Origin of the sequence: Cellvibrio fibrivorans, from assembly GCF_031457055.1 — a bacterium.
GTDB lineage: Bacteria > Pseudomonadota > Gammaproteobacteria > Pseudomonadales > Cellvibrionaceae > Cellvibrio > Cellvibrio fibrivorans.
This window is the reverse complement of sequence record NZ_JAVDVX010000003.1, coordinates 463,400-482,688: the sequence shown is the minus strand read 5'-3', so window position 1 is coordinate 482,688 and position 19,289 is coordinate 463,400. Positions and strand designations below refer to the sequence as shown.

Here is a 19,289-nt window from a genome sequence, read left to right as displayed (position 1 = left end):
ATTTATTACTGCTCCCGGAAAGCGCCGACTTCAATAGTACGGACCGCGCGATAATGATCGCCCGGTCCGCAGGTGCCAACGCTTCTGATTGTGTAAAAACTTCTTGTTACACCAACAGCCGATGTCTGCAAATAATTAGTACCTACAGTGGGAGCGCAAGCGCTGTTATTCTGATAGATACAAGTACAAATCACAGTGGCAGTGCATGCCTGAAGACCATCTATATTGGCAAAATTCTGATTGATCGCCATATTAGCGCAAGCTTGATCGGTTGCCTGGCGATTGGCCGTTGTTAGAAATAACGCCTGCATACCACGTTGCGCACCACTCTCAGCAGCGTAAAATGATTGGATATTAATGAATTCCTGAATAGTGGACGTATTGGTTTGCGTCGCTGTACGTGAAATAGTTAATGCCAAAACACCCATAACCACCAAAATAAATAATGCCAATGGCAGTAAAAACCCGCGCTGGTCACGATAAGATGAGTCCGGAAATTGATTAGGGCACATTGCGAATTAGCACCCTCTGTGTAAAGTTAATCGTTTCACCACCGCTGGAAAAATCCAGTGAAATTATAATGGCAGTGTTGCGGTTTTCAGTACCTGCAGCCAAAGTAAAAGGAACAGTAGCAGAAACATTACGCGCAATAATATCGCTTGCACCAGTCACATCCACATTTGCGCTAGCAACATCAATACCCTGATAAAAACGAAGCACATTACTCACCACACAAAACGCTTGGGGATTATCCAGTAAGTAATAACGCCTATTGAAAGAATTCCGCTGCCAACGTTTGGCGGCACTCAAGGTAATATTACCCCCGGCATAACCCTCGCGGGATACCGCAGTAGTGCCATATATTTCAGCGGCCGACATAGCGCCTATAGTCACAAAAATGGGAGTTCCAAAATCAGCAGGAACTGGGACAGGTGAAGCAGGAATACTGTTACGTGGCGCCGCAAGGTTTTCATTATCGGGAACCGGATCAAAATAATTTCCACCGGCTGCAATCGGCATAAACTCAAGGCAATTACCACCATTGGTTACGCGCACTGAATAAGGTAATGCAATTCGCAACTGTCGTGTCATCCGCTCCAATGCCTGGCGTGAGGTATTAACTATTAAAGCTCGGTTTTGGGTGCGCTGATAAGCCTCTGTAGTTTTCACCACAAAGCCAGTTCCGATAGTGGAAAGAATGGAAAGGAGAACAATAACCGTGATTAATTCGATCAGTGTAAAACCTGACGAGCGGATTCCTGGAGTGAGTAAAATTCCTTTTGCTTTTAGCAAATAATGTTTCACTAAAAATTCGCTCGCTCAGCCGCTAACAAAATGGTTTCACCCGTCGGCGTGGCAACTCGAACGGTAATGAGTTTGATAGAATTCGCCGCATTAGTTTCAACAGTAACGGCACGCGTATAGCCCGCGTAAGGTGCATCGTTCCAATTGCGGTAATCATCTACATCGTTCATGTTAGCATCGGGCGTATCATCACACGCAGTACACGCGGGAATTCCGCCAGTGGGTGTGTTTTCAGAATATCTCAGCGAAAGAATTTCATCCAACAGCGATTGTGCGGCTTCCAACGCCTGAGTACGAATTATTGGATCGACATTGGTGATAGTGGCTTGACGATAAACACCCACCAACGCCAGCAATGCAATACTCACCACCACAATAAAAACAATCATCTCAATCAAGCTAACACCTGATATTCGAATGCGATGCATTAGCAATTTATTGCGCATAAGCATAACCACTGGCATCAACTTGAATGGTTGCAGTAACACCGCTGCTATTGCCTGAACCGGTCAGGACTATTTGTGTCGCAGTAGTACGGCCTAATTTATCGTAATTCAATGTCAGTGCTGGCAGGCTCACACCCGCTGGCATCGTCAGCGGATAAAAATCGTTACTGACGGCGATGGGGTTATTATTTTCATTGACGCTTACAGAGTTAGCGGTGAGCACTACAGAAATATTGCTACGCATCATTGCTTGTTGTTGAGCAAAAAATAAGGCCGCGATGAGATCATCGCGGCCTGATTGTACTGCGGCGGCACCTGTTGAACTTATACGAGATAAGAGAACAACCGACACTATTCCGACTAAAATCATTACCGTAACCAATTCAATAAGAGTAAAGCCTTGATTACGCATAATTAATTTTTAATCAAGTGAAATATTAAGGCACATAAATGCCACCAAAAGTCGCAGTATCTGTCGTACTATCTTGCGTAACTGTGCAAACAGCCTCCGCACCCAATGTGGTTGCGGTAAATGTGCCCGTAACTGTATAACCGTCAGGAACTCCACCTAACAGAGCATCTTCAACGTCAGCGCACGTATTTATTGATGCTGCAGTAGTCGTAACGGTTAAGCCCGCTGCGCTCGCAACCGCATTGGCATAATTCATTGCCATCGCACTCGCTAGGCTACCCGCCACGCCATCTAATGCCGCCTCCTCAGCCGCATCCGACAAATCCACAAAGCGCGGAAGCGCCGTGGCAGCTAAAATCCCGAGAATTACAATTACTGCAATTAATTCAATCAACGTAAAACCAGATTGCTGTTTCATAAACAAAACTCCGCGCCGTTAAAAAGAGAACATTAAACATTGTGTGGCTGGCTCAATAACGCCCGGCCTCGTAGGTTGGACATCCCTGGGGTTCATAAACGCCTATGGTATTTACGAACAAAAACTCATGTGGTTAAAACAAAATATAGCTAAAACTCTCAAGAACGCCAGTTTATAAACTAATTAATATTTAAGCGTTAATGACCTGTTGGAATGAACATTAACCTGCCATCAAAAGGGTAATAATCAAAATAAGCAGATCCATCGGTAAATTCGTAGCGGCAGCTATTAGCATTGGCAAATACGCGATAGTCCCAGCGGCTTTTTACAGCTTCCCCCTTGGCAATGGGTGCGGGGTTTTGTAATAGCTGCTGCCATAACTGATAACAATCTTCGTCGGTCACTTGATAATCATCGGCAACCGGGCCAGTAACCGATACAGGCCAGCCCTGCTCCGAAAAATGAAGTGGTTGCCCGGAACGGGCTAGCGGTTCTTGTTCACTCTTTTTATCGACAATATTGGTTACTAAATATTGGATGCGCGCATTAGCGGCACCCGTCATGAAATGATTGGATATAATTTCCAGGCGCAAAACTCGTGCATCTTCAGCCATTAAGGAATAACGGCCCAGCGCAGCAAGCGCGATAATCGCAATAACGATTACTGCAACAAAAAACTCGAATCGCCCATGGTGGTAAGTTTGGATCAAAATCACCTCACTTTTGAATGTTATACATATCCCACATGGGCAGAAAAATACCCAGAGCAATTACTGTGACGAAACCGGCCATAATCACAATCATGATTGGCTCGATCCGGTCGCTCAGTTGTTTAACATCGTATTCCACTTCACTTTCATAAAAGGCAGCAACTTCAGCCAGCAGAGCATCCACTTGGCCACTCTCCTCCCCCACGGAAATCATCTGCAATACCAGCGGCGTGAACATGCCGCTGATCAGATGGGTTTGGAACAAACCTTCACCCCGTTCGACACCAGCGCGTATACCTCGAATTTTATCGCCGAGGTAAGGGTTATCCACAGCACGCGCGCTCAACTCCAAGGCATTGGAGAGCGGCAACCCTGCATTCAACATCAAACCAAATGAACGGGCATAACGCGCGAGGGATGCACGCTCGATAATATCGCCCACCACAATCAAGCGTAGCTTTTTGCGCCCCCAAACACGGCTGCCTTCTGGTGTATTTACATAGTGATAAGTCCAGGCAATGACTGCCGCGATCATGGCAAACACATACATCCAATAATTGACAAAAAAGTCAGAGACACCAATAAGTATGCGAGTTGGCAGTGGTAACTGCGCACCAAATTTGGCAAACATACCGGCAAATGCGGGAATAACTTTTATGTTAATGACCGCAATGGCAATCGTGATTGCAATCAATACAAACGAAGGATAACGAAGTGCAGTTTTGATACTTTTCATGGTCGCCAGATCGCGCTCCATGTATTCACTCAACTGCTTGAACACCAAATCCAATCGCCCGGAGTTTTCCCCCACACTCACCAAACTGACAAATAAATTATTAAATATTTTGGGGTGGGCACGCATTGCAGTAGACAGCTCAACCCCCGCTTCCAAGCGTTCCACAATATCGTTCAACGCTTGCTGGAACGCATAATTGCGCAAGGATGCCGATAAACCACGCAAGCCTTTTACCAGGGGAATCCCTGCACGGGTAATGGTGTGCATTTGGCGGCAAAACATAATCAGTTCGACGGTTTCCACGCGCCCGCGATTAGTGGCGCGTGCAAAACGCTCAGACAAACTCAATTGCTCGATAAACTCTTTTACTTCGACCGGTGTTACCCCACGCCCAAGCAATTGATTGACGGCAGCATCCTGGCTGGATGCATCCAACTGTCCGGTAATCAAACGGCCCTCAACATTTCGGCCTTTGAACTCATAAATCGCCATTGTTATTTATTACCTGACACGTTAGACATCATCAATTTGCGCGGAAATAGTCATCACCTCTTCCAGTGTTGTCGTGCCTTCCAGTGCATACCCCAATGCCGCTTCGCTGAGCGTAACAAAATTGGGAACTGCGTAAGCGGCGCGGGTAAATCCGTTGATGTCGTTCATGCGCAACGCTTCTGCCATCGCCTGGTTTAATTCCAACATTTCAAAAATACCGATGCGCCCACGATAACCCGTGTTGTGGCAATGCGGGCAACCTGCACCCTGCTTGAAGGGAACATTGCTAAAATCGCGCCCTTTACCAATAGTCGCCAGCAACTGTTGTTCATTGGCATCGGGTGTATAGGGCTGGATGCAGCTTGTGCAAATGCGGCGCACCAAACGCTGTGCAACAATTGCCTTAAGTGCGGTCGCGACCAAATAACCATCGACGCCTATATCCATCAAACGCAAGGCCGATGTCACTGCATCGTTGGTGTGCAAGGTCGATAACACCATATGGCCAGTCATGGATGCACGCAGCGCAATCTCCGCTGACTCTGCATCGCGGATCTCGCCCACCAATAAAATATCCGGGTCTTGCCGCAAGGTTGCACGCAACACACTTGCGAAATTTAAACCGATTTTTTCATGCAGCTGCACTTGGCTAATACGCGGCAAACGGTATTCAACCGGATCTTCCACGGTGATGATTTTTTTCTCGGGTTTATTTAATTCAGACAAGGCACCATAGAGCGTTGTGGTTTTACCGCTACCGGTAGGCCCCGTTACCAATACCAAGCCGTGCGGGCGAGTGATCGCTTTGCGGAAGCGATCAATTAAATGCGGCGGCATGCCCACATTATTTAACGGGCGCACACCATCGGTCTGGTCAAGCAACCGCATTACAACCGATTCACCAAACTGCACCGGCATAGTAGAAATACGCACATCAATATTGTGGTGTTTTACTTTCAAATTAAAACGGCCGTCTTGCGGCAAGCGCTTTTCTGAAATATCCATACCCGACATTAATTTCAAGCGCACCACTAAGGCGGAGGCGATACGCTTTTCATTCATCACCTGCTCAAGCAGTACACCGTCGATACGGTTGCGGATACGCAACACTTTTTCATCGGGTTCGATATGGATATCCGAAGCTTTGGTATTGATCGCCTCTTCAAATATTTTTTGCAGGAGTTTGACTACAGGTGCTTCACTGTCGGTTGCGTCTACCGCGAAATCAGCCAAATCCAATGCGGATTCTTGCAACTCCTCATCCAGCTCACCAGCAAGGGTCGCAATTTCGCTGGCGCGGGTGTAAGCGATATCAAGAATATCCAGCAATTCCGATTCACGCACTACCGCCGGTTTAATATTTTTTTGTAGGATACGCTGCAACTCATCCAGGCAAAAAATATCGGTAGGGTCGGCCATACCCAATAACAAGCCGTCCATATCCTCGCGCAATAGCATCACCCGGTAGCGGCGCGCACTTGTCTCCGGTAATTTTTGTACCAACTGGCGATCAAACCGGAATTGTTTTAATTCCACAAAAGGAATATTGAGCTGTGCGGATAACAAACTCAGCAGCGCATTTTCTTCTACATAACCCAACTCTACCAAAGTGGCACCCAGCTTACGGCCGGTCAGCTTTTGCTCTTGCAAGGCGTGCTGCAATTGGGATTCAGAAATCATATTTTTCTCGACAAGCAAATCGCCGATACGAATACGTTTTTGTGTAAATGTATTAGTCATAGGTTTTTAACCAGTTGTTACTGCTGCAAAGCAGCAATGCGCTGCTGGACATAAGTACGCACTTGCGGTTGCAAGTCGGCATATTGATTTACACGCTGATAGGCTTGCGCCGCTACTTGCGGTTGATTAAGTGCATCTTGCGCCAAGGCAAACCCCAACCAATAGGCGGGTTTATCGCCAAACACACTGAGCAAGCGGCGGTAGTGATTAGCCGCTTCCAGATTCATTCCTGTGCGTTGGTACAACCCGGCTAGCAATCCGCGATAATTTTCGTTGCGCTCAGCCTCACCCAAATGTGCTTCCAATAATTGGATTGCCCGTGCATCCTGCTGCTGGATAGAAGCTATCTTCGCCTCATAAAAAGTCTGCTCAACCACCGATAAATAATCGGCTTGTGCAACCAATGCCTGCATAGCACCGGTGTTCTCTTGCGTAGCAAAAATATCCAGCAAGGTTTTTACAGATTCACGCGGTTGATTGGCAGTCGCGATAAAATTTTGTAGTTTTGCTATGGCGATATCCACTTGGCCTTGCACCACTAACTGATTGGCCTGTTGCGCCTGCTGTTGATCTATCCATTTAACATTCGGTGCAATCGATAATTGCGGCTCACGCTCCTCAACCGGGGGTATCGCTAAAGATTCTGCAACAGGTTCTGTGGCTGCAGTTGCAAATGGCTCCTGGATACTGACGGATTCCGGCGCTTCTGCAGAAATTAATGCGTCTGTTTGTTCAACTGGCACCAATGGCTCATTTGGCGTTGTTTCGACATTGGTAGATTGGTTGACCGGTTGATTATTTGCATTGGCAACCACCACAGATAAATTGGTAATGGCCGATTCCAATGCGGCAATTCGCTCACCCAATTCCGGCGCAACTGAGCGGCTATCAATAGCTTCAGGGACTGGTTCTGCTGCGCTGGTCTCCTGCTGTGTTGTTTGCTCTACAGTGGTGGATTCAATTTGCTTCACCGGGGCTGGTTCAACAATCGTTTGATCGGTAGCAGATGGAGTAGCTGTGGTGTCCGTAGTTGCCTGCGAAAAAAAATTCAACTTCCACAGCACCAGTATTGCCAACACCAATACAAACACAACCAAACTCGGCACCAGGGTACGCGGTAAAGGTTTTACTGCACGGGTGTTATAAAATAATTCACGCTGCTCTTGCGCATTAAAATCCAATGCCGCCTGATTCGCAGTTGCCGTTGTTTCTAATGTTGTTTGCTGATGGGATAAATCCCGCAGCATATCGTTAAGCAAGCTCATCACATGCCCCCCAACAAACCTGGAGCCAATACAATTGCCGCTGCTGCGCTAGCGGCCAACATCGGCCAGAGCCAGTAATCGCGCCGCGCTAACCATCGGCCGAGTGAGCGGCTTTCGGCAGTATCTGTAATCGCCCGCACCATATGGCTACGGTTAACTCGGTTGGCCGCTTGGCCATAGGCCGCAAGCATGGCCTTGTGTGCCATCACATTAATCAAACGCGGCACACCACCAGACGCTTTGTATAAGAGTGAGGTTGCAGAATAGGAAAATAGTGAAGCACCGCGATAACCGGCGGAGCTTAAACGATACGCAAGGTAATCTGGCAAGCTCGCACGGGGAATCGTTTGCAAATATTCAGAGAATACAATGCGCTGCTTAAGCTGGCGCAAATCCGGGCGATCCAGCAACTCATCCAATTCCGGTTGCCCGAACAACACCACTTGCAACAATTTACTTTTTTCAGTTTCAAGATTAGTCAGTAAGCGCAGCGCTTCAATCGTTTCTCGCGGCATCGCCTGCGCCTCATCCACAATCAATACGACTTGCCGCTTTTGCTGGGCAAGCTCGACCAAACGCAGATTGATATCTTTTAATAATTGGTAGGAGGGAATTTCGGGAGAATAAGCTATGCCGATCTCCTCTGCCAAAAACCATTTAAGTTCATCGGGAGTGAGAAACGGATTGGGAATATAGGCAGTAATGTAATTATCGCCCAGGCTAGCCAATAATTTTCGGCTCAACAATGTTTTGCCGGTACCCACCTCACCGACAATTTTAATAAACCCTTCACTGTGGCGCAGTGCCAGCAACAGTGTGCTCAATACTTCGCGATGGCTTTGACTGTTGAAATAAAATTGTGTATCCGGTGTTAACGAGAAGGGATGCTCCTGTAATCCGAAATGTTGACGATACATGGGAAGCCTCTCATGCAAACACTGAATGTTTGCGATTTATTTCTACTCGCTAAAAATGATATTTACTGGTTGCGGTATGCATCGCCCATGCGTTGCATATTACTCTGCGCCTCATTGAGCTGTGCATCCCAGGTTTTATCATCGACAACAATGGGGCGCAGCAAAATTACCAGCTCGGTTTTTGATTTGCTTTTGTTCTTGGTGCGAAACAGGGCATTTATTCCCGGGATATCCCCCAGCAATGGGCGCTTGCCATCGACATTATTACTGGATTCAGTCATCAACCCACCTAATACAATTACCTGCCCATTAGCGGCCTTAACAATACTGTCTGATTCACGCACTCCACGCAGAGCCAATGGCAGGGCAAATTCCTGATCGCCCACCGTAAATACTTTTTGCTGGTCAGTCACTTCACTCACAACCGGGTGGATGTGCAAAATAACTTCACCGGTTTCGGAAATTTGCGGTGTGACATCCAGCGATATACCGCTGAAAAATGATGAGAGTTCAATATTCGGCGTATTAGTCGTTGTCGCTGCATTGGATGTCTGGTTGCTGGAAATGCCGGTAACAAAATATTCGTCGGACCCCACACGGATAACTGCTTTTTGATTGTTCACCGTAGAAACACGCGGACTTGAAAGCACTTGCACACTCCCCTGCGTTTCCAACAGCGATAGCAACTTAGTAATATCCGTTACTTGAATTAAGCCAGCGACAGTTCCACCAATTGCCTCGCGCGATGGGATAGTTTGGCTTTGCAAAACACCATTGGCATCGATATAGGTGCGGGTAATATTAATTGCGCGAAATTCGTCTACCGGTGCTGATCCATCGGTATTGAGCGGAAAACCATCGCGAAGATTTTTTGCCGCAGAAATTTGTCCGCTAATCGCCCCCCAATTAACGCCCGCTTCAAATCCTTCACTTAAACGAACTTCCAGGATTTTTGCTTCAAGGATGACTTGTCGCTTTACACTTAATTCAGAGCGTTCCAGGAAATCGCGCACCGCACTCAGTTCATGTGGCATAGCTTTCACAACCACCATGCCAGCCTGTGGGGTAATCATGACCGACCGATCTTCTGTTTCGCCACCAATAATCGACACCACTGTTTTTTCCAGTGATGACCAAAAATCGGTGCGATTTAACGTTTGTACACGTGAGCCCGGTGTGAGCGCTGAGCCACCGCCACTCTCTTTACCCTGGCTCGCATTTTCAATCATGCCAAGCAGATTGGCATTTTCATTAGCGCTGTTACCGCCACCACCTGAATTGGAATTCGAGTTATTACCACCGTTGCCTGAACTTTGCGCACGGCCAATCATCACACTCGTATCAGACACACCTACACGCTGCACATCCAAATAATTAATCTGGAACACTTCTGTGCGCATGGCATTGGCGTAAATGGTGTAAATACCGCGATCTTTTTTGTACTCATAGCCATAAATATCGCGTGTAACACGCAGCACATCATCGACCGTCACATTATTTAAATCGAGCGTCACACTGCCGTCTACATCGGGATGAACAACCACATTGACGCCAGTGCCGCTTACCAAGCCGAGGAAGAAATCTTTCGCTGCAACATTGCGCACCGAAACATCAAAGCGTTCGTAGTTAGTTTTTGCCAAACCACCAGAGGCGAGGGTTTGATTATCGAGCAGTGTTTTATTCACTTCTGGCGGTACAGTTTTAGCTGCGATGTTTTGCTCGCGTTGCTGTTCAACGACTTGATCCATTGCATTTTCAGTAGCCAGACGTTTATCACTGGTACCTGTTGAGCTACAAGCATTCAATATGAATGTTGCCAGCATCAAACAGGATATTTTTTTTGGGTTGGTGAACATCGTCACTGCCTCAGTTATTTTGTTCAATCGATTAATGCCGCTTCATAATGCTGGGGGATAACCGCAGCACCCAGGTTTGATCAGCCTGTTGCAGGACAACGGCCTGAGCCGAAATTCGCTGCACTTTTACATTGCCAGTGCCCGGCACGGTTTGCCCTTCGCGCAAGGTGCTGCCATTAATAATGGCCAATTTACGCTGCGTGCTAATTAATATGGAATTCAATGCAAATTGCTGCACACCACTCGCGTTTGCAGTAGCGGCAACATGCCCTAAAGGTGTGGTTGGATCGCGCACATCCAACGCACTGACGTCATTCGCCAATACTCGGGCACTGAGCAACAACAGACATAAGGAACTTGCGATGATTTTATACACCTAACAGCCCCTCCTCTGAACTCAGGGTAAACACGCGAATATCAATCTCCGCATTCGGATATTGCTTAACGGTGTAATCCAGTGACTCCCAATAAAATTTCCATTGCAGCGCTTCTATTTCCGTCATCAATTGAATTAACTGTGAATAGCTTCCTGCAACACGGATTAACACTCCATGCTTATACACCCCGGTCCCACCGGAAGCTGGCTTACCCTCAGTGTTTGTATCCTGTACTGGCGCTGCTAACTGCAACTCAGTTGCCGCCAAGGTGCGCACTTGTAGAAGTTTTACACTGGAGGTGCGCAGCAGCACTTCTTCTAATACTTTGGGCAATTGCTCTGCACTGATCAGACCCTGCGACAAATTAGACAAACGCGCTTCAACGGAAGCAATATCTGTATTGAGTTTTTGAATGATGTTGGTTTTGGCGATTGCAGGATCACTTGCCATAGCCATCGCCAGAGTGTTCATTTGTGTTTGCAACGTTTGTTGTTCACTGGCAATTTTTGTGGCCTCTGCTTGTAGAAAATTGCGCTCGCGATCAAATCTGGCTTGGACTAAAAAATTCCACAGTAAAAAAATCAACGCCAATAGCGTAAGAAAAATCAGCACTCGCTCGCGCAGTACACGGCTATCAATTTTTTCCAATAGGTTGTTAATGGCCGGTGGCATTAGCGTGCACCTCGCGCTTTTTCATTCAATTCCAGCAACATTTGCACAGCCGTTTTAGCTTCAGGGTCTTTGCCTGATACCACCGGTTGTTTAGCGAGTGAGAAATCGAACAACCCTTGGTTGTTTTGTACGGGTTCAATATTCAGCACCCCGAAAGCTGTCTGGGTAAAAACGGGCTCGCTGCGCAAACGCTGGATGTAGAGAGGAATCTGGTCAGCCGCGCGAGTTTTTCCCGCGAACTCGGCGTAATTACCGCCCTGCTGCAAGGAAAAAACCGAGAGGCTTAATGTATCCGGGGATTGCCGCCCCAACGCGTGCAGGTGTGCAGAAAAACCCGTGTTATTGCCCAGGTTTTTATTGGCGATGACATTGAAAATTTGTCCGCGCCGATCAAGCTCGTCAGTTAATTGCACAATTTGCCCATCCAACTCTGCTAAATTGTTGCGCGGACGCTGCTGTTCTAATTGGGTAATTTGTTCTTTCAATTGTTGTAATTGTGCGCGGCTTTGTTCGAGTGCAAGCTCTCGCTCACGGTTTGCATTGGCACTCAGCACACTGACAATCATTAACAACACCACAAATAACCCCAAACCCCACAACATTTGCACGCTGCGTAGGGGTTCGCGGTTGGGTTGGAATTCCGGCAGGTATAAGTTGATCTGTTGCATATCAGCCCTGCCCCACTTGGTCTTGGCGCAATGCCGCACCTATCGCACACAGCGAGAGCGATAGGATATGGTCGGGAATTGCACCTGCAACTTGTACACCGCTATTGAGATCAAGCAGATTAATGGTGACAGCGAGTGCATTGCGAATTTCAGGCGTTAATTTATCCGCAGTAACATTTTCGCCACAGAGATAAATGTGGCTGGGGGGAACTTGGCGCATTTGTCGCTCGAAGTAATCCAGTGAGCGCTGCAGCTCCAACACTAGCGCTTCGCCAGGTAAATCATCGAGCAAACCGGCGTTATAAGAGAGAGAAAATTGTCGGGACAAATACAAATTGCCTTCACGAATGATTTGCAAGCTACCACCGCCCTGCTGCAGCTTTACGATAGCCACTCCGCGTTTAGTGTCACAGCAGGCCTCTGCCAAGTTGCGCAATACAAGTTCGGGGATATCGATGTTTTTTAATTGCAGCCCGGTAGCTTTTGTTGCAGCCACTGCTGCTTCAATATTTTTACGTTGGGCTGCCACCGTGTAGGCCATACGGCTGGTGCCACGCGCACTGTCTTCCGGCAACAAAAACGCATCAACAATCGCTTCGGCAATCGGGAACTGCACCAAATCTTTAATGCGCCAGCGCAATGCCTCAGCCAATTCTTCTGCAGGAACTTTGGGCGCTTCACCCAAAATTAATTGATAACTCCCAGGGCTCATCACCAAATTGCAGGGAATACCCAGTAACCCCAGCTTGAGTAAACGGGTGCGCAAGAGATCAGCTGATTCAATACCGTTTTCGGCAGGAATGAAATCGCAATTAACCAAATAAGGTTGTTGGGTCGCCGGGCGCTGGATGTGGGCAAAAGCAACCCCTGCGGTGCTAAAGTCCACGCCTATGACCTGATTCTGGCGTTTTGCTCCGCGCAAAATGCGGGTTACTTTTTCCACAAGCTGTTTCAAATCGGGGCTCTCGAATACTGGTTTCTGCGATAATCGTGCTGCCACTATTGATGTCTGACCGAAAGTCGTGCCTCACAGTAAGTTCAGCCGGACGAAAATATTGTGCAGGACAGCTAATAACTCTTGCTTATAATTGACGTCGCAAACATAACCTTTAACAAAGAACATAGACCATAAAGGTACAAAACGCCAAATGCTGCACATAGTTCTTTTTGAACCGGAAATCCCACCCAACACTGGAAATATTATCCGGCTCGCGGCCAATACCGGTTGCCAACTCCATTTGATTGAGCCACTGGGTTTTAAGTTGGATGAAAAAAGCGTAAATCGCGCCGGTATGGACTATCGGGAAATACAGGAATTAAACCTGCATCAGGGCTGGGACGAGTTCCTGGATAAGCAAAAACCAGCGCGGATTTTTGCGCTTAGCACCAAAGGCACGCGCTGCCACAGCGATGCACAATTCAAGCCCGGCGATTATTTATTGTTCGGCCCTGAAACGCGCGGATTACCGGCAAGCATTCGCGAATCCCTGCCTGCCGACCAGGTGCTGCGCATCCCCATGGCAGCCAATAGTAGAAGCATGAATTTATCCAACGCCGTAGCGGTGATGGTTTATGAAGCCTGGCGCCAACTGGGGTATGCTGGCGCGGTTTAAAAACAGGGCGTCGGCCCACACGTGTAAGAGATGATCGAATGAGCAAAATCCAGATTTTTATCGGCAGCGTCTATGGCGGTGCCGAAGAGGTGGCTGAAATCCTGAGCGAAGCGCTAGGCAAGCTCGGCCACGACGTTAGCTTAAATACCTACGCGCGCGCAGAAGATCTGGCGCGCGACCCGGACGAAGTTATCCTGTTGTGCCACTCCAACACTGGCTCAGGTGAATTACCCGACAACATCCAACCACTCTATTTGCATCTGACCCGCGATTACCCACGTATTGCAGGGCGTCGTTACGGGGTGGTGAATCTGGGCGATAGTAGCTACACCACCTTTAACGAGGGCGGGCGCATGCTGGATGCCGCCTTTGAAGACCTTGGCGCTCAGCGCATTGGTGAACCCTTGGTGTTGGACGCGAGCAGCGGCGATGATGCAGCGACACTGGCGCGTGACTGGGTGCAAGATTGGGCGAAGCTGATTTAGCTGAATTAATGCAACTGATTAGATGTACTGATTAAACCTAAGTAATCGAATATGAGTGAAACCAAAACCATCGGCCTGTTTTACGGTAGCTCTACCTGCTACACCGAAATGGCAGGCGAAAAAATCTGCAAAACACTCCACAACCTGCTCGGCGAAGAGCGCGTGGATTTTTTTAATATCGCCGATACCCCGATTATCCAAACCCAATTTTATGATTACCTGATTTTTGGTATTCCCACCTGGGACTACGGTGAACTGCAAGAAGATTGGGAAGAAATTTGGGATGAATTGGATTCGCTCGATTTCAGCGGCAAAAAAATTGCCATCTACGGCCTGGGCGACCAAGTGGGTTACCCGGAATGGTTTTTGGATGCCATGGGTTATCTGCACAGCAAATTGGTACATCGCGGCGCAACACCCTGCGGTTATTGGCCACGCGCCGGTTATGTATTTGAAGCCTCCAAAGCGCTCACACCGGATGAGCAGTATTTTGTGGGCCTTGCCCTGGATGATGAAACCGAATTCCAATTGAGCGATGCACGCATTCAACAATGGTGCACACAAATAGTTGATGAGTTTGGTTTGTGAGTGATTCAACGCATATCGACCATGCCCAACTGCAATGGGATGAAGATGGCCAACCCGTCTCCAGCACTTTTGGCGATGTGTATTTTTCCCGCGCGAATGGATTGGAAGAAACCCGCCATGTTTTTTTGCAGCACAACCAATTACATGAACGCTGGCAGCAACTTAATGCCGGTGAACATTTCACTATTGCCGAAACCGGTTTTGGCTCAGGATTAAATTTTTTAGCTGCCTGGCAATTGTGGTTAACCGCTGCACCTGCGGACGCACAATTGCATTTTGTCAGCGTAGAAAAATTCCCGCTCACCAAACTGGATTTACAACGCGCCTTGGCGCTCTGGCCGGAACTGGGTGAATTTACTGAACAACTGATCGATGCTTATCCGGTTTTTGTCGGCACTGGTTTTCATCGCCTGAGTTTTATGTATGGCCGCATCAAACTCACACTGATTATCAACGACGCCGCTGCAGGTCTTACCCAACTACTCGCCACGACTCATCCCGCGTTCGCCAATTATTGCGCGAAAATCGATGCCTGGTTTTTAGATGGGTTTGCCCCTTCTAAAAACCCACAGATGTGGAGCGATGAATTATTTACAGCGATACGCCAACTTAGTCACGCGGGCACAACAGCAGCAACCTTTAGTGCGGCGGCGATTGTTAAACAAGGATTAAAGTTCGCAGGATTTAACATCCAGAAAGTACCCGGCTTTGGACGCAAGCGCGAGATGGTAAAAGCCCGAATGGAACAAGAGCCTGTGGTTGATTATCAGGACTCAGTGCAACCGCGCAGTTATTCACCCTATCCCGTACCCTGGACTATTGATGTTGCTGCCACGCCCCCAACAGAGAAACATGCCTTAATTATTGGCGGCGGTTTGGCCGGCTGTACCAGCGCGCGCGCATTGGCTGAACGCGGCTGGAAAATTACCCTGGTAGAGCGCCACGCGGGACTTGCGCAAGAGGCGTCTGGTAATCCGCAAGGTGTGCTCTACGCAAAACTATCTCCCAAAAATGAAGCACAAGCAGAATTTAATTTGCATGCACTGCAATTTGCGCAGCAATTTTATCGCTCGCGTTGGAATGCGATAGGTGAGCAATGCGGTGTATTGCAACTGGCGCATTGCGAATCCGAACAGCAATTGCACGAACAGCTGCGCGACAAATTTTCCGCCACTGAAGAGTTAGTAGAGTTTGTAAATGCAGCACAAGCGACGGCTATTGCAGGTGTCAGGCTTAACCAAAGTGCATTGCACTTTCCCAAAGCTGGCTGGATTAATCCACGCAAACTTTGTGAAAGTTTAACGGATCATACCGCCATTCGGGTGATCACTGATTGCGCCGCGCTGGCCTTGGAGCACGTTGACAGTAATTGGCAAATCAATAACAACCCTGAATTGCGTGCACCAGTGGTGATTATCGCCAATGCTACCGATGCAAAATCGTTTGCGGCTACACAACACTTGCCAATTAAATCTATCCGTGGGCAAATTACTTATCTTCCACAAACAGCCGCAAGCAGCGCACTAAAAACCCTCGTCTGCAGTGAGGGCTACATTGCCCCCGCGGTAAATGGCCTACATTGCACAGGCGCGACCTTTAATTTAAAAGACAATACACGCGAGCTGCGCGCAGAAGACCATCGCAACAACCTGGAAAATTTGCGCTCGCCTTTACCGGAATTATTGGATGAGTGGGAAAACATGGAAGTAGAGAATTTGCACGGGCGCGTTGCATTTCGCTGCACTCTACCCGATTACCTACCATTGGTAGGTGCTGTGCCCAATGAACAAACCATGTTGGAAGACTTTGCCCCGCTGCGCAAAAACGCGCGCGCTGCGATTCATAAAACAGGGGCTTATCACCCGGGTTTGTTTATTAATATTGGCCACGGTTCACGCGGCCTTGCCTATACGCCACTGAGCGCAGAATTGCTGGCGTCGCAGATTAACCAAGAAGTACTACCACTGCCGCGCGAGCTTGCCAATGCATTAAATCCAGCGCGCTTTTTAATTCGAGACCTGATCAAAAACAAACGCTAAGGCTGAGACACAAACACTTTTAGTCGTTCGTAGCCTGCGCGGCTAACAGGTAATTTGACACCGCTATGCAACACCGCTACTTGTGCATCCTTACTGATACGCTCCAAAGATTTCACCGCACTGAGCTTGGCAATAACGGAGCGATGAATGCGCACAAACTCCTGACTATCAAGCTGTGCCTCCAATGCTGATAAGCTCTGGGTTTTCATTATGGATTTTCCATTCCAGTAAATACTGATGTAATCATCTTGCGCTTCTATGTACTCCACTTCCGCCAGTGGAATAATATGAACCTGGCCACGGTCGCGTACTACAATACGCTCCAGTTTGGCGTCGGCAATTAACTCAGAAATATTGGCAGGTGTTGCATCCAGTAGCTTTCGTGCGCGCACAATAGCTTCATCAAAACGTGCCTGCGAAAAAGGTTTTAGCAGATAATCCACTGCATGCAGATCAAATGCCTTCAGTGCGTATTGATCGTAAGCGGTAGTGAAAATCACACCGCTAGTGCGCCCAGTTAACTCCAGCACTTCCAACCCATTGAGTTTGGGCATAAAAACATCCAGCAAGACTAAATCTGGCGCAAGCCTATTAATCGCGTCGACCGCTTCCAGGCCATTGGTAGCTTCGCCGATGATGTTGATATCTTTGTGTTTGGCCAAATATTCACGCGTCAATGCTCGCGCTAATGGTTCGTCATCCACAATTAATAACTGCAGAGTTTTAATCATTACGGCTCCCAGCCATGACCGGCTCAAAAGGAATTATCATATCAAGATAAAAATTATTGTGCGCCTTATACCAGCTAATGCGCGATTTTTCCTGATAAAGGCTGTGTATGCGTGCCTTGAAATTTTTAAGCCCGGTTGCGGTGCCAATCACACTGGGCGATTCGGGATCAACAGGATTGCTAATTGCAATATGCAACCAACTATTTTCAATAACACTTTTAATCTGAACAACACCGCCATCACTGAGATTACATATGCCGTGCTTAATCGCATTCTCCAACAGCGGCTGCAAAAACATAGCTGGCACCTGCGCAGTCAATGCTGCCGGATCAATCTCCCAGCTAACTTGTAATTTTTGCCCAAAACGAATTTTTTCAATCTTCAGGAAATGTTTGCAGAGCTCAACTTCTTCGCCAAGGTTGATTTGTTGCCGCGCAGATATAGCTAAAGTTTTGCGATAAAAACTACCCAACTCTATCGCCATATCGCGCGCAGCAGCCGCATTAATAGACGTAAGCGCGCTGATAGAGTTGAGACTATTAAATAAAAAGTGGGGATTAATTTGGCTGCGCAGCATTTGTAACTCAGCATCGCGCGCGAGCAATTGGCTGGCAATTTGTTGGCGCTCTGCGCTGCGGATATTTTCAAAGGCGATAAAAACATCGTGCGCCAGCAGCGACACCAGATACAACAACAGCGCCGCCACAAACAATAAACTCGTCAACTGACGATCGATTAACACGCCATCAGGGTACCCGGTTGCATCGCCAATAATTTTGCTCCAGAACACGCACAGTAGTATCCATAACAGTGATGACAGCAAGGATGCACAGCCAAACACAGATACAACTCTTAATGCGGTGCGCTGACGAATGGGTAATGAACGACACACGAAGTAGGAGGAGGTGAGAATAAATCCGTACAAGTGCACCGCCGGCAGCGCAAAAAATAACGCGCTACTCCATGCAACTGAATGCACAGCAACCAATGTCCAGGCCAATAAAATACCCGGAATAGTCCAAACAAGAACATACCAAAACAGTCGGCGCGGCTGGGATAAAATGGGATGCATAATTCTGCGCTTTAATTTTTGATCTCTACACCGCCCATAATCGCGGTGCCGGTGATGATCAAACGCTTGGTTGAACCAGCGGGAGAAATCGTTTTATCTTCAATCGCGCCCATCAATGCAGTACCACGATTAATAACACTCCAATCTTCAGGCACCTTGATCACAATCCCGCCCCAAGTCGCCCAGAGGTTAAGAACGGCATCCGAACTGATTGACGCACCACGCAAATCCAATTCAACGCCGCCCATCACCGCCGTAATATCGCCGCCTTTAAAATCTTGTGAATTGCTAATCGTTTTGTTACCACCCATTACGACACTGATGTCGAGGCAGGAATTATCCGATGAGGCCTGTTCACCAGATCCAAATACCATTGAGCCGCCCCGCCCCTTATCTTTAAACATGATGTAAGCACCGACTGCGATCAATATCGCCGGCCACCAGTCCCACAAGTTGATATTCAGAAGACCGAGATGTTTCAACGTCAACACCACGCCCACAAAAATCAAACCACCGCCGATAAAAATACTGGAGCGACCCTTGGAATGGAGTATTTTCAGAATACCAACGGCAATAAATACCGTGGGCCAGAATTGGAAGAAATGCAGGGATTCAAAAATATTCAGTTTATCGATTAAGGCTATCAAGCCGATGATCAATATAAAAGCGCCAATGACAACGCGCTGCTGGGGATTCGTGTTAGCCATCATAAACTCCTTTAGGACAGTGAAGGTGATGTTGCAACCT

Annotated in this window: 22 protein-coding genes; 4 read left to right on the top strand and 18 right to left on the bottom strand. The window is 47.8% G+C overall.

All coding sequences use genetic code 11. The features are described from left to right. Positions 1–5: 5 nt before the first annotated feature. The 15 genes from J2X05_RS10640 to pilM form a co-directional block, all read right to left on the bottom strand. Positions 6–512: an MSHA biogenesis protein MshP gene (locus J2X05_RS10640; protein WP_310072241.1), complete on the bottom strand. Its 507-nt coding sequence runs from the start codon at positions 510–512 to the stop codon at positions 6–8. Next, the gene (locus J2X05_RS10635; RefSeq protein ID WP_310072240.1) at positions 502–1,305 is read right to left on the bottom strand and encodes a PulJ/GspJ family protein; all 804 of its coding nucleotides are present in this window, start codon (positions 1,303–1,305) and stop codon (positions 502–504) included. The genes J2X05_RS10640 and J2X05_RS10635 overlap by 11 nt, the downstream gene beginning before the upstream one ends. Next, positions 1,305–1,751, bottom strand: a complete 447-nt coding sequence (locus tag J2X05_RS10630) for a type IV pilus modification PilV family protein (RefSeq protein WP_310072238.1) — start codon at positions 1,749–1,751, stop codon at positions 1,305–1,307. The genes J2X05_RS10635 and J2X05_RS10630 overlap by 1 nt, the downstream gene beginning before the upstream one ends. Then, positions 1,741–2,163: a pilus assembly FimT family protein gene (locus tag J2X05_RS10625; RefSeq protein WP_310072236.1), complete on the bottom strand. Its 423-nt coding sequence runs from the start codon at positions 2,161–2,163 to the stop codon at positions 1,741–1,743. The genes J2X05_RS10630 and J2X05_RS10625 overlap by 11 nt, the downstream gene beginning before the upstream one ends. 25 nt (positions 2,164–2,188) lie before the next feature. Next, entirely contained in the window at positions 2,189–2,581 is a 393-nt protein-coding gene (locus J2X05_RS10620; RefSeq protein WP_310072234.1) for a type II secretion system protein, read from the bottom strand. 197 nt (positions 2,582–2,778) lie between these two features. Further along, entirely contained in the window at positions 2,779–3,291 is a 513-nt protein-coding gene (locus tag J2X05_RS10615; protein WP_310072232.1) for a hypothetical protein, read from the bottom strand. A gap of 7 nt (positions 3,292–3,298) precedes the next feature. After that, positions 3,299–4,519, bottom strand: coding sequence for a type II secretion system F family protein (locus tag J2X05_RS10610; protein ID WP_310072231.1), 1,221 nt, complete (start codon positions 4,517–4,519; stop codon positions 3,299–3,301). A 21-nt stretch (positions 4,520–4,540) separates the two neighbouring features. Beyond that, a complete protein-coding gene (locus tag J2X05_RS10605) occupies positions 4,541–6,259 on the bottom strand; it encodes a GspE/PulE family protein (protein WP_310072230.1) in 1,719 nt (572 codons plus the stop codon). 17 nt (positions 6,260–6,276) lie between these two features. Beyond that, positions 6,277–7,524 carry a tetratricopeptide repeat protein gene (locus J2X05_RS10600; RefSeq protein ID WP_310072228.1) on the bottom strand — a complete coding sequence of 416 codons (1,248 nt, stop codon included), beginning with the start codon at positions 7,522–7,524 and terminating at the stop codon, positions 6,277–6,279. Further along, positions 7,524–8,441 (bottom strand): ExeA family protein, encoded by a 918-nt coding sequence (locus tag J2X05_RS10595; protein ID WP_310072226.1) that lies wholly within the window; start codon positions 8,439–8,441, stop codon positions 7,524–7,526. Before J2X05_RS10595 ends, J2X05_RS10600 begins: the two co-directional genes overlap by 1 nt. A gap of 62 nt (positions 8,442–8,503) precedes the next feature. Then, a complete protein-coding gene (gene mshL, locus J2X05_RS10590) occupies positions 8,504–10,297 on the bottom strand; it encodes a pilus (MSHA type) biogenesis protein MshL (protein WP_310072224.1) in 1,794 nt (597 codons plus the stop codon). Positions 10,298–10,328: 31 nt separating this feature from the next. Further along, positions 10,329–10,673: a hypothetical protein gene (locus J2X05_RS10585; protein ID WP_310072222.1), complete on the bottom strand. Its 345-nt coding sequence runs from the start codon at positions 10,671–10,673 to the stop codon at positions 10,329–10,331. Then, the gene (locus J2X05_RS10580; protein WP_310072220.1) at positions 10,666–11,346 is read right to left on the bottom strand and encodes an MSHA biogenesis protein MshJ; all 681 of its coding nucleotides are present in this window, start codon (positions 11,344–11,346) and stop codon (positions 10,666–10,668) included. Before J2X05_RS10580 ends, J2X05_RS10585 begins: the two co-directional genes overlap by 8 nt. After that, positions 11,346–12,014, bottom strand: a complete 669-nt coding sequence (locus J2X05_RS10575; protein WP_310072219.1) for a PilN family protein — start codon at positions 12,012–12,014, stop codon at positions 11,346–11,348. The genes J2X05_RS10580 and J2X05_RS10575 overlap by 1 nt, the downstream gene beginning before the upstream one ends. 1 nt (position 12,015) lies before the next feature. Continuing rightward, positions 12,016–12,969 (bottom strand): type IV pilus biogenesis protein PilM, encoded by a 954-nt coding sequence (gene pilM / locus J2X05_RS10570; RefSeq protein WP_310072217.1) that lies wholly within the window; start codon positions 12,967–12,969, stop codon positions 12,016–12,018. Positions 12,970–13,162: 193 nt separating this feature from the next. Here pilM and trmL point away from each other — a divergent pair, with 193 nt between their 5' ends. Genes trmL through mnmC form a run of 4 tightly spaced genes read left to right on the top strand, consistent with a single transcriptional unit; the run spans position 13,163 to position 16,739 of the window. Further along, positions 13,163–13,627 (top strand): tRNA (uridine(34)/cytosine(34)/5-carboxymethylaminomethyluridine(34)-2'-O)-methyltransferase TrmL, encoded by a 465-nt coding sequence (trmL, locus tag J2X05_RS10565; protein WP_310072215.1) that lies wholly within the window; start codon positions 13,163–13,165, stop codon positions 13,625–13,627. 38 nt (positions 13,628–13,665) lie between these two features. Continuing rightward, complete coding sequence (locus tag J2X05_RS10560; RefSeq protein WP_310072214.1) at positions 13,666–14,112, top strand: flavodoxin domain-containing protein; 447 nt, start codon at positions 13,666–13,668, stop codon at positions 14,110–14,112. A 51-nt stretch (positions 14,113–14,163) separates the two neighbouring features. Next, entirely contained in the window at positions 14,164–14,700 is a 537-nt protein-coding gene (gene fldB / locus J2X05_RS10555; protein ID WP_310072212.1) for a flavodoxin FldB, read from the top strand. Next, positions 14,697–16,739 (top strand): bifunctional tRNA (5-methylaminomethyl-2-thiouridine)(34)-methyltransferase MnmC2/FAD-dependent 5-carboxymethylaminomethyl-2-thiouridine(34) oxidoreductase MnmC1, encoded by a 2,043-nt coding sequence (mnmC, locus tag J2X05_RS10550; RefSeq protein ID WP_310072210.1) that lies wholly within the window; start codon positions 14,697–14,699, stop codon positions 16,737–16,739. Before fldB ends, mnmC begins: the two co-directional genes overlap by 4 nt. Here mnmC and J2X05_RS10545 read toward each other — a convergent pair. The 3 genes from J2X05_RS10545 to J2X05_RS10535 are packed head-to-tail and all read right to left on the bottom strand — an operon-like array spanning position 16,736 to position 19,252. Beyond that, positions 16,736–17,470 (bottom strand): LytR/AlgR family response regulator transcription factor, encoded by a 735-nt coding sequence (locus tag J2X05_RS10545; protein WP_310072208.1) that lies wholly within the window; start codon positions 17,468–17,470, stop codon positions 16,736–16,738. The genes mnmC and J2X05_RS10545 overlap by 4 nt on opposite strands. Then, a complete protein-coding gene (locus J2X05_RS10540; protein ID WP_310072207.1) occupies positions 17,463–18,542 on the bottom strand; it encodes a sensor histidine kinase in 1,080 nt (359 codons plus the stop codon). The genes J2X05_RS10545 and J2X05_RS10540 overlap by 8 nt, the downstream gene beginning before the upstream one ends. Positions 18,543–18,553: 11 nt before the next feature. After that, positions 18,554–19,252: a LiaI-LiaF-like domain-containing protein gene (locus tag J2X05_RS10535; RefSeq protein ID WP_310072205.1), complete on the bottom strand. Its 699-nt coding sequence runs from the start codon at positions 19,250–19,252 to the stop codon at positions 18,554–18,556. Positions 19,253–19,289: the final 37 nt, after the last annotated feature.

Excerpts from the sequence above, each read along its gene's own strand:
- J2X05_RS10580 (WP_310072220.1), bottom strand. The coding sequence starts at position 11,346 with ATGCCACCGGCCATTAACAACCTATTGGAAAAAATTGATAGCCGTGTA.
- J2X05_RS10610 (WP_310072231.1), bottom strand. The coding sequence starts at position 4,519 with ATGGCGATTTATGAGTTCAAAGGCCGAAATGTTGAGGGCCGTTTGATT.
- J2X05_RS10540 (WP_310072207.1), bottom strand. The coding sequence starts at position 18,542 with ATGCATCCCATTTTATCCCAGCCGCGCCGACTGTTTTGGTATGTTCTT.
- J2X05_RS10640 (WP_310072241.1), bottom strand. The coding sequence starts at position 512 with ATGTGCCCTAATCAATTTCCGGACTCATCTTATCGTGACCAGCGCGGG.
- J2X05_RS10605 (WP_310072230.1), bottom strand. The coding sequence starts at position 6,259 with ATGACTAATACATTTACACAAAAACGTATTCGTATCGGCGATTTGCTT.
- J2X05_RS10625 (WP_310072236.1), bottom strand. The coding sequence starts at position 2,163 with ATGCGTAATCAAGGCTTTACTCTTATTGAATTGGTTACGGTAATGATT.
- J2X05_RS10620 (WP_310072234.1), bottom strand. The coding sequence starts at position 2,581 with ATGAAACAGCAATCTGGTTTTACGTTGATTGAATTAATTGCAGTAATT.
- fldB (WP_310072212.1), top strand. The coding sequence starts at position 14,164 with ATGAGTGAAACCAAAACCATCGGCCTGTTTTACGGTAGCTCTACCTGC.
- mshL (WP_310072224.1), bottom strand. The coding sequence starts at position 10,297 with ATGTTCACCAACCCAAAAAAAATATCCTGTTTGATGCTGGCAACATTC.
- J2X05_RS10545 (WP_310072208.1), bottom strand. The coding sequence starts at position 17,470 with ATGATTAAAACTCTGCAGTTATTAATTGTGGATGACGAACCATTAGCG.
- trmL (WP_310072215.1), top strand. The coding sequence starts at position 13,163 with ATGCTGCACATAGTTCTTTTTGAACCGGAAATCCCACCCAACACTGGA.
- J2X05_RS10630 (WP_310072238.1), bottom strand. The coding sequence starts at position 1,751 with ATGCGCAATAAATTGCTAATGCATCGCATTCGAATATCAGGTGTTAGC.
- J2X05_RS10575 (WP_310072219.1), bottom strand. The coding sequence starts at position 12,014 with ATGCAACAGATCAACTTATACCTGCCGGAATTCCAACCCAACCGCGAA.
- J2X05_RS10595 (WP_310072226.1), bottom strand. The coding sequence starts at position 8,441 with ATGTATCGTCAACATTTCGGATTACAGGAGCATCCCTTCTCGTTAACA.
- J2X05_RS10560 (WP_310072214.1), top strand. The coding sequence starts at position 13,666 with ATGAGCAAAATCCAGATTTTTATCGGCAGCGTCTATGGCGGTGCCGAA.
- J2X05_RS10600 (WP_310072228.1), bottom strand. The coding sequence starts at position 7,524 with ATGAGCTTGCTTAACGATATGCTGCGGGATTTATCCCATCAGCAAACA.
- J2X05_RS10535 (WP_310072205.1), bottom strand. The coding sequence starts at position 19,252 with ATGATGGCTAACACGAATCCCCAGCAGCGCGTTGTCATTGGCGCTTTT.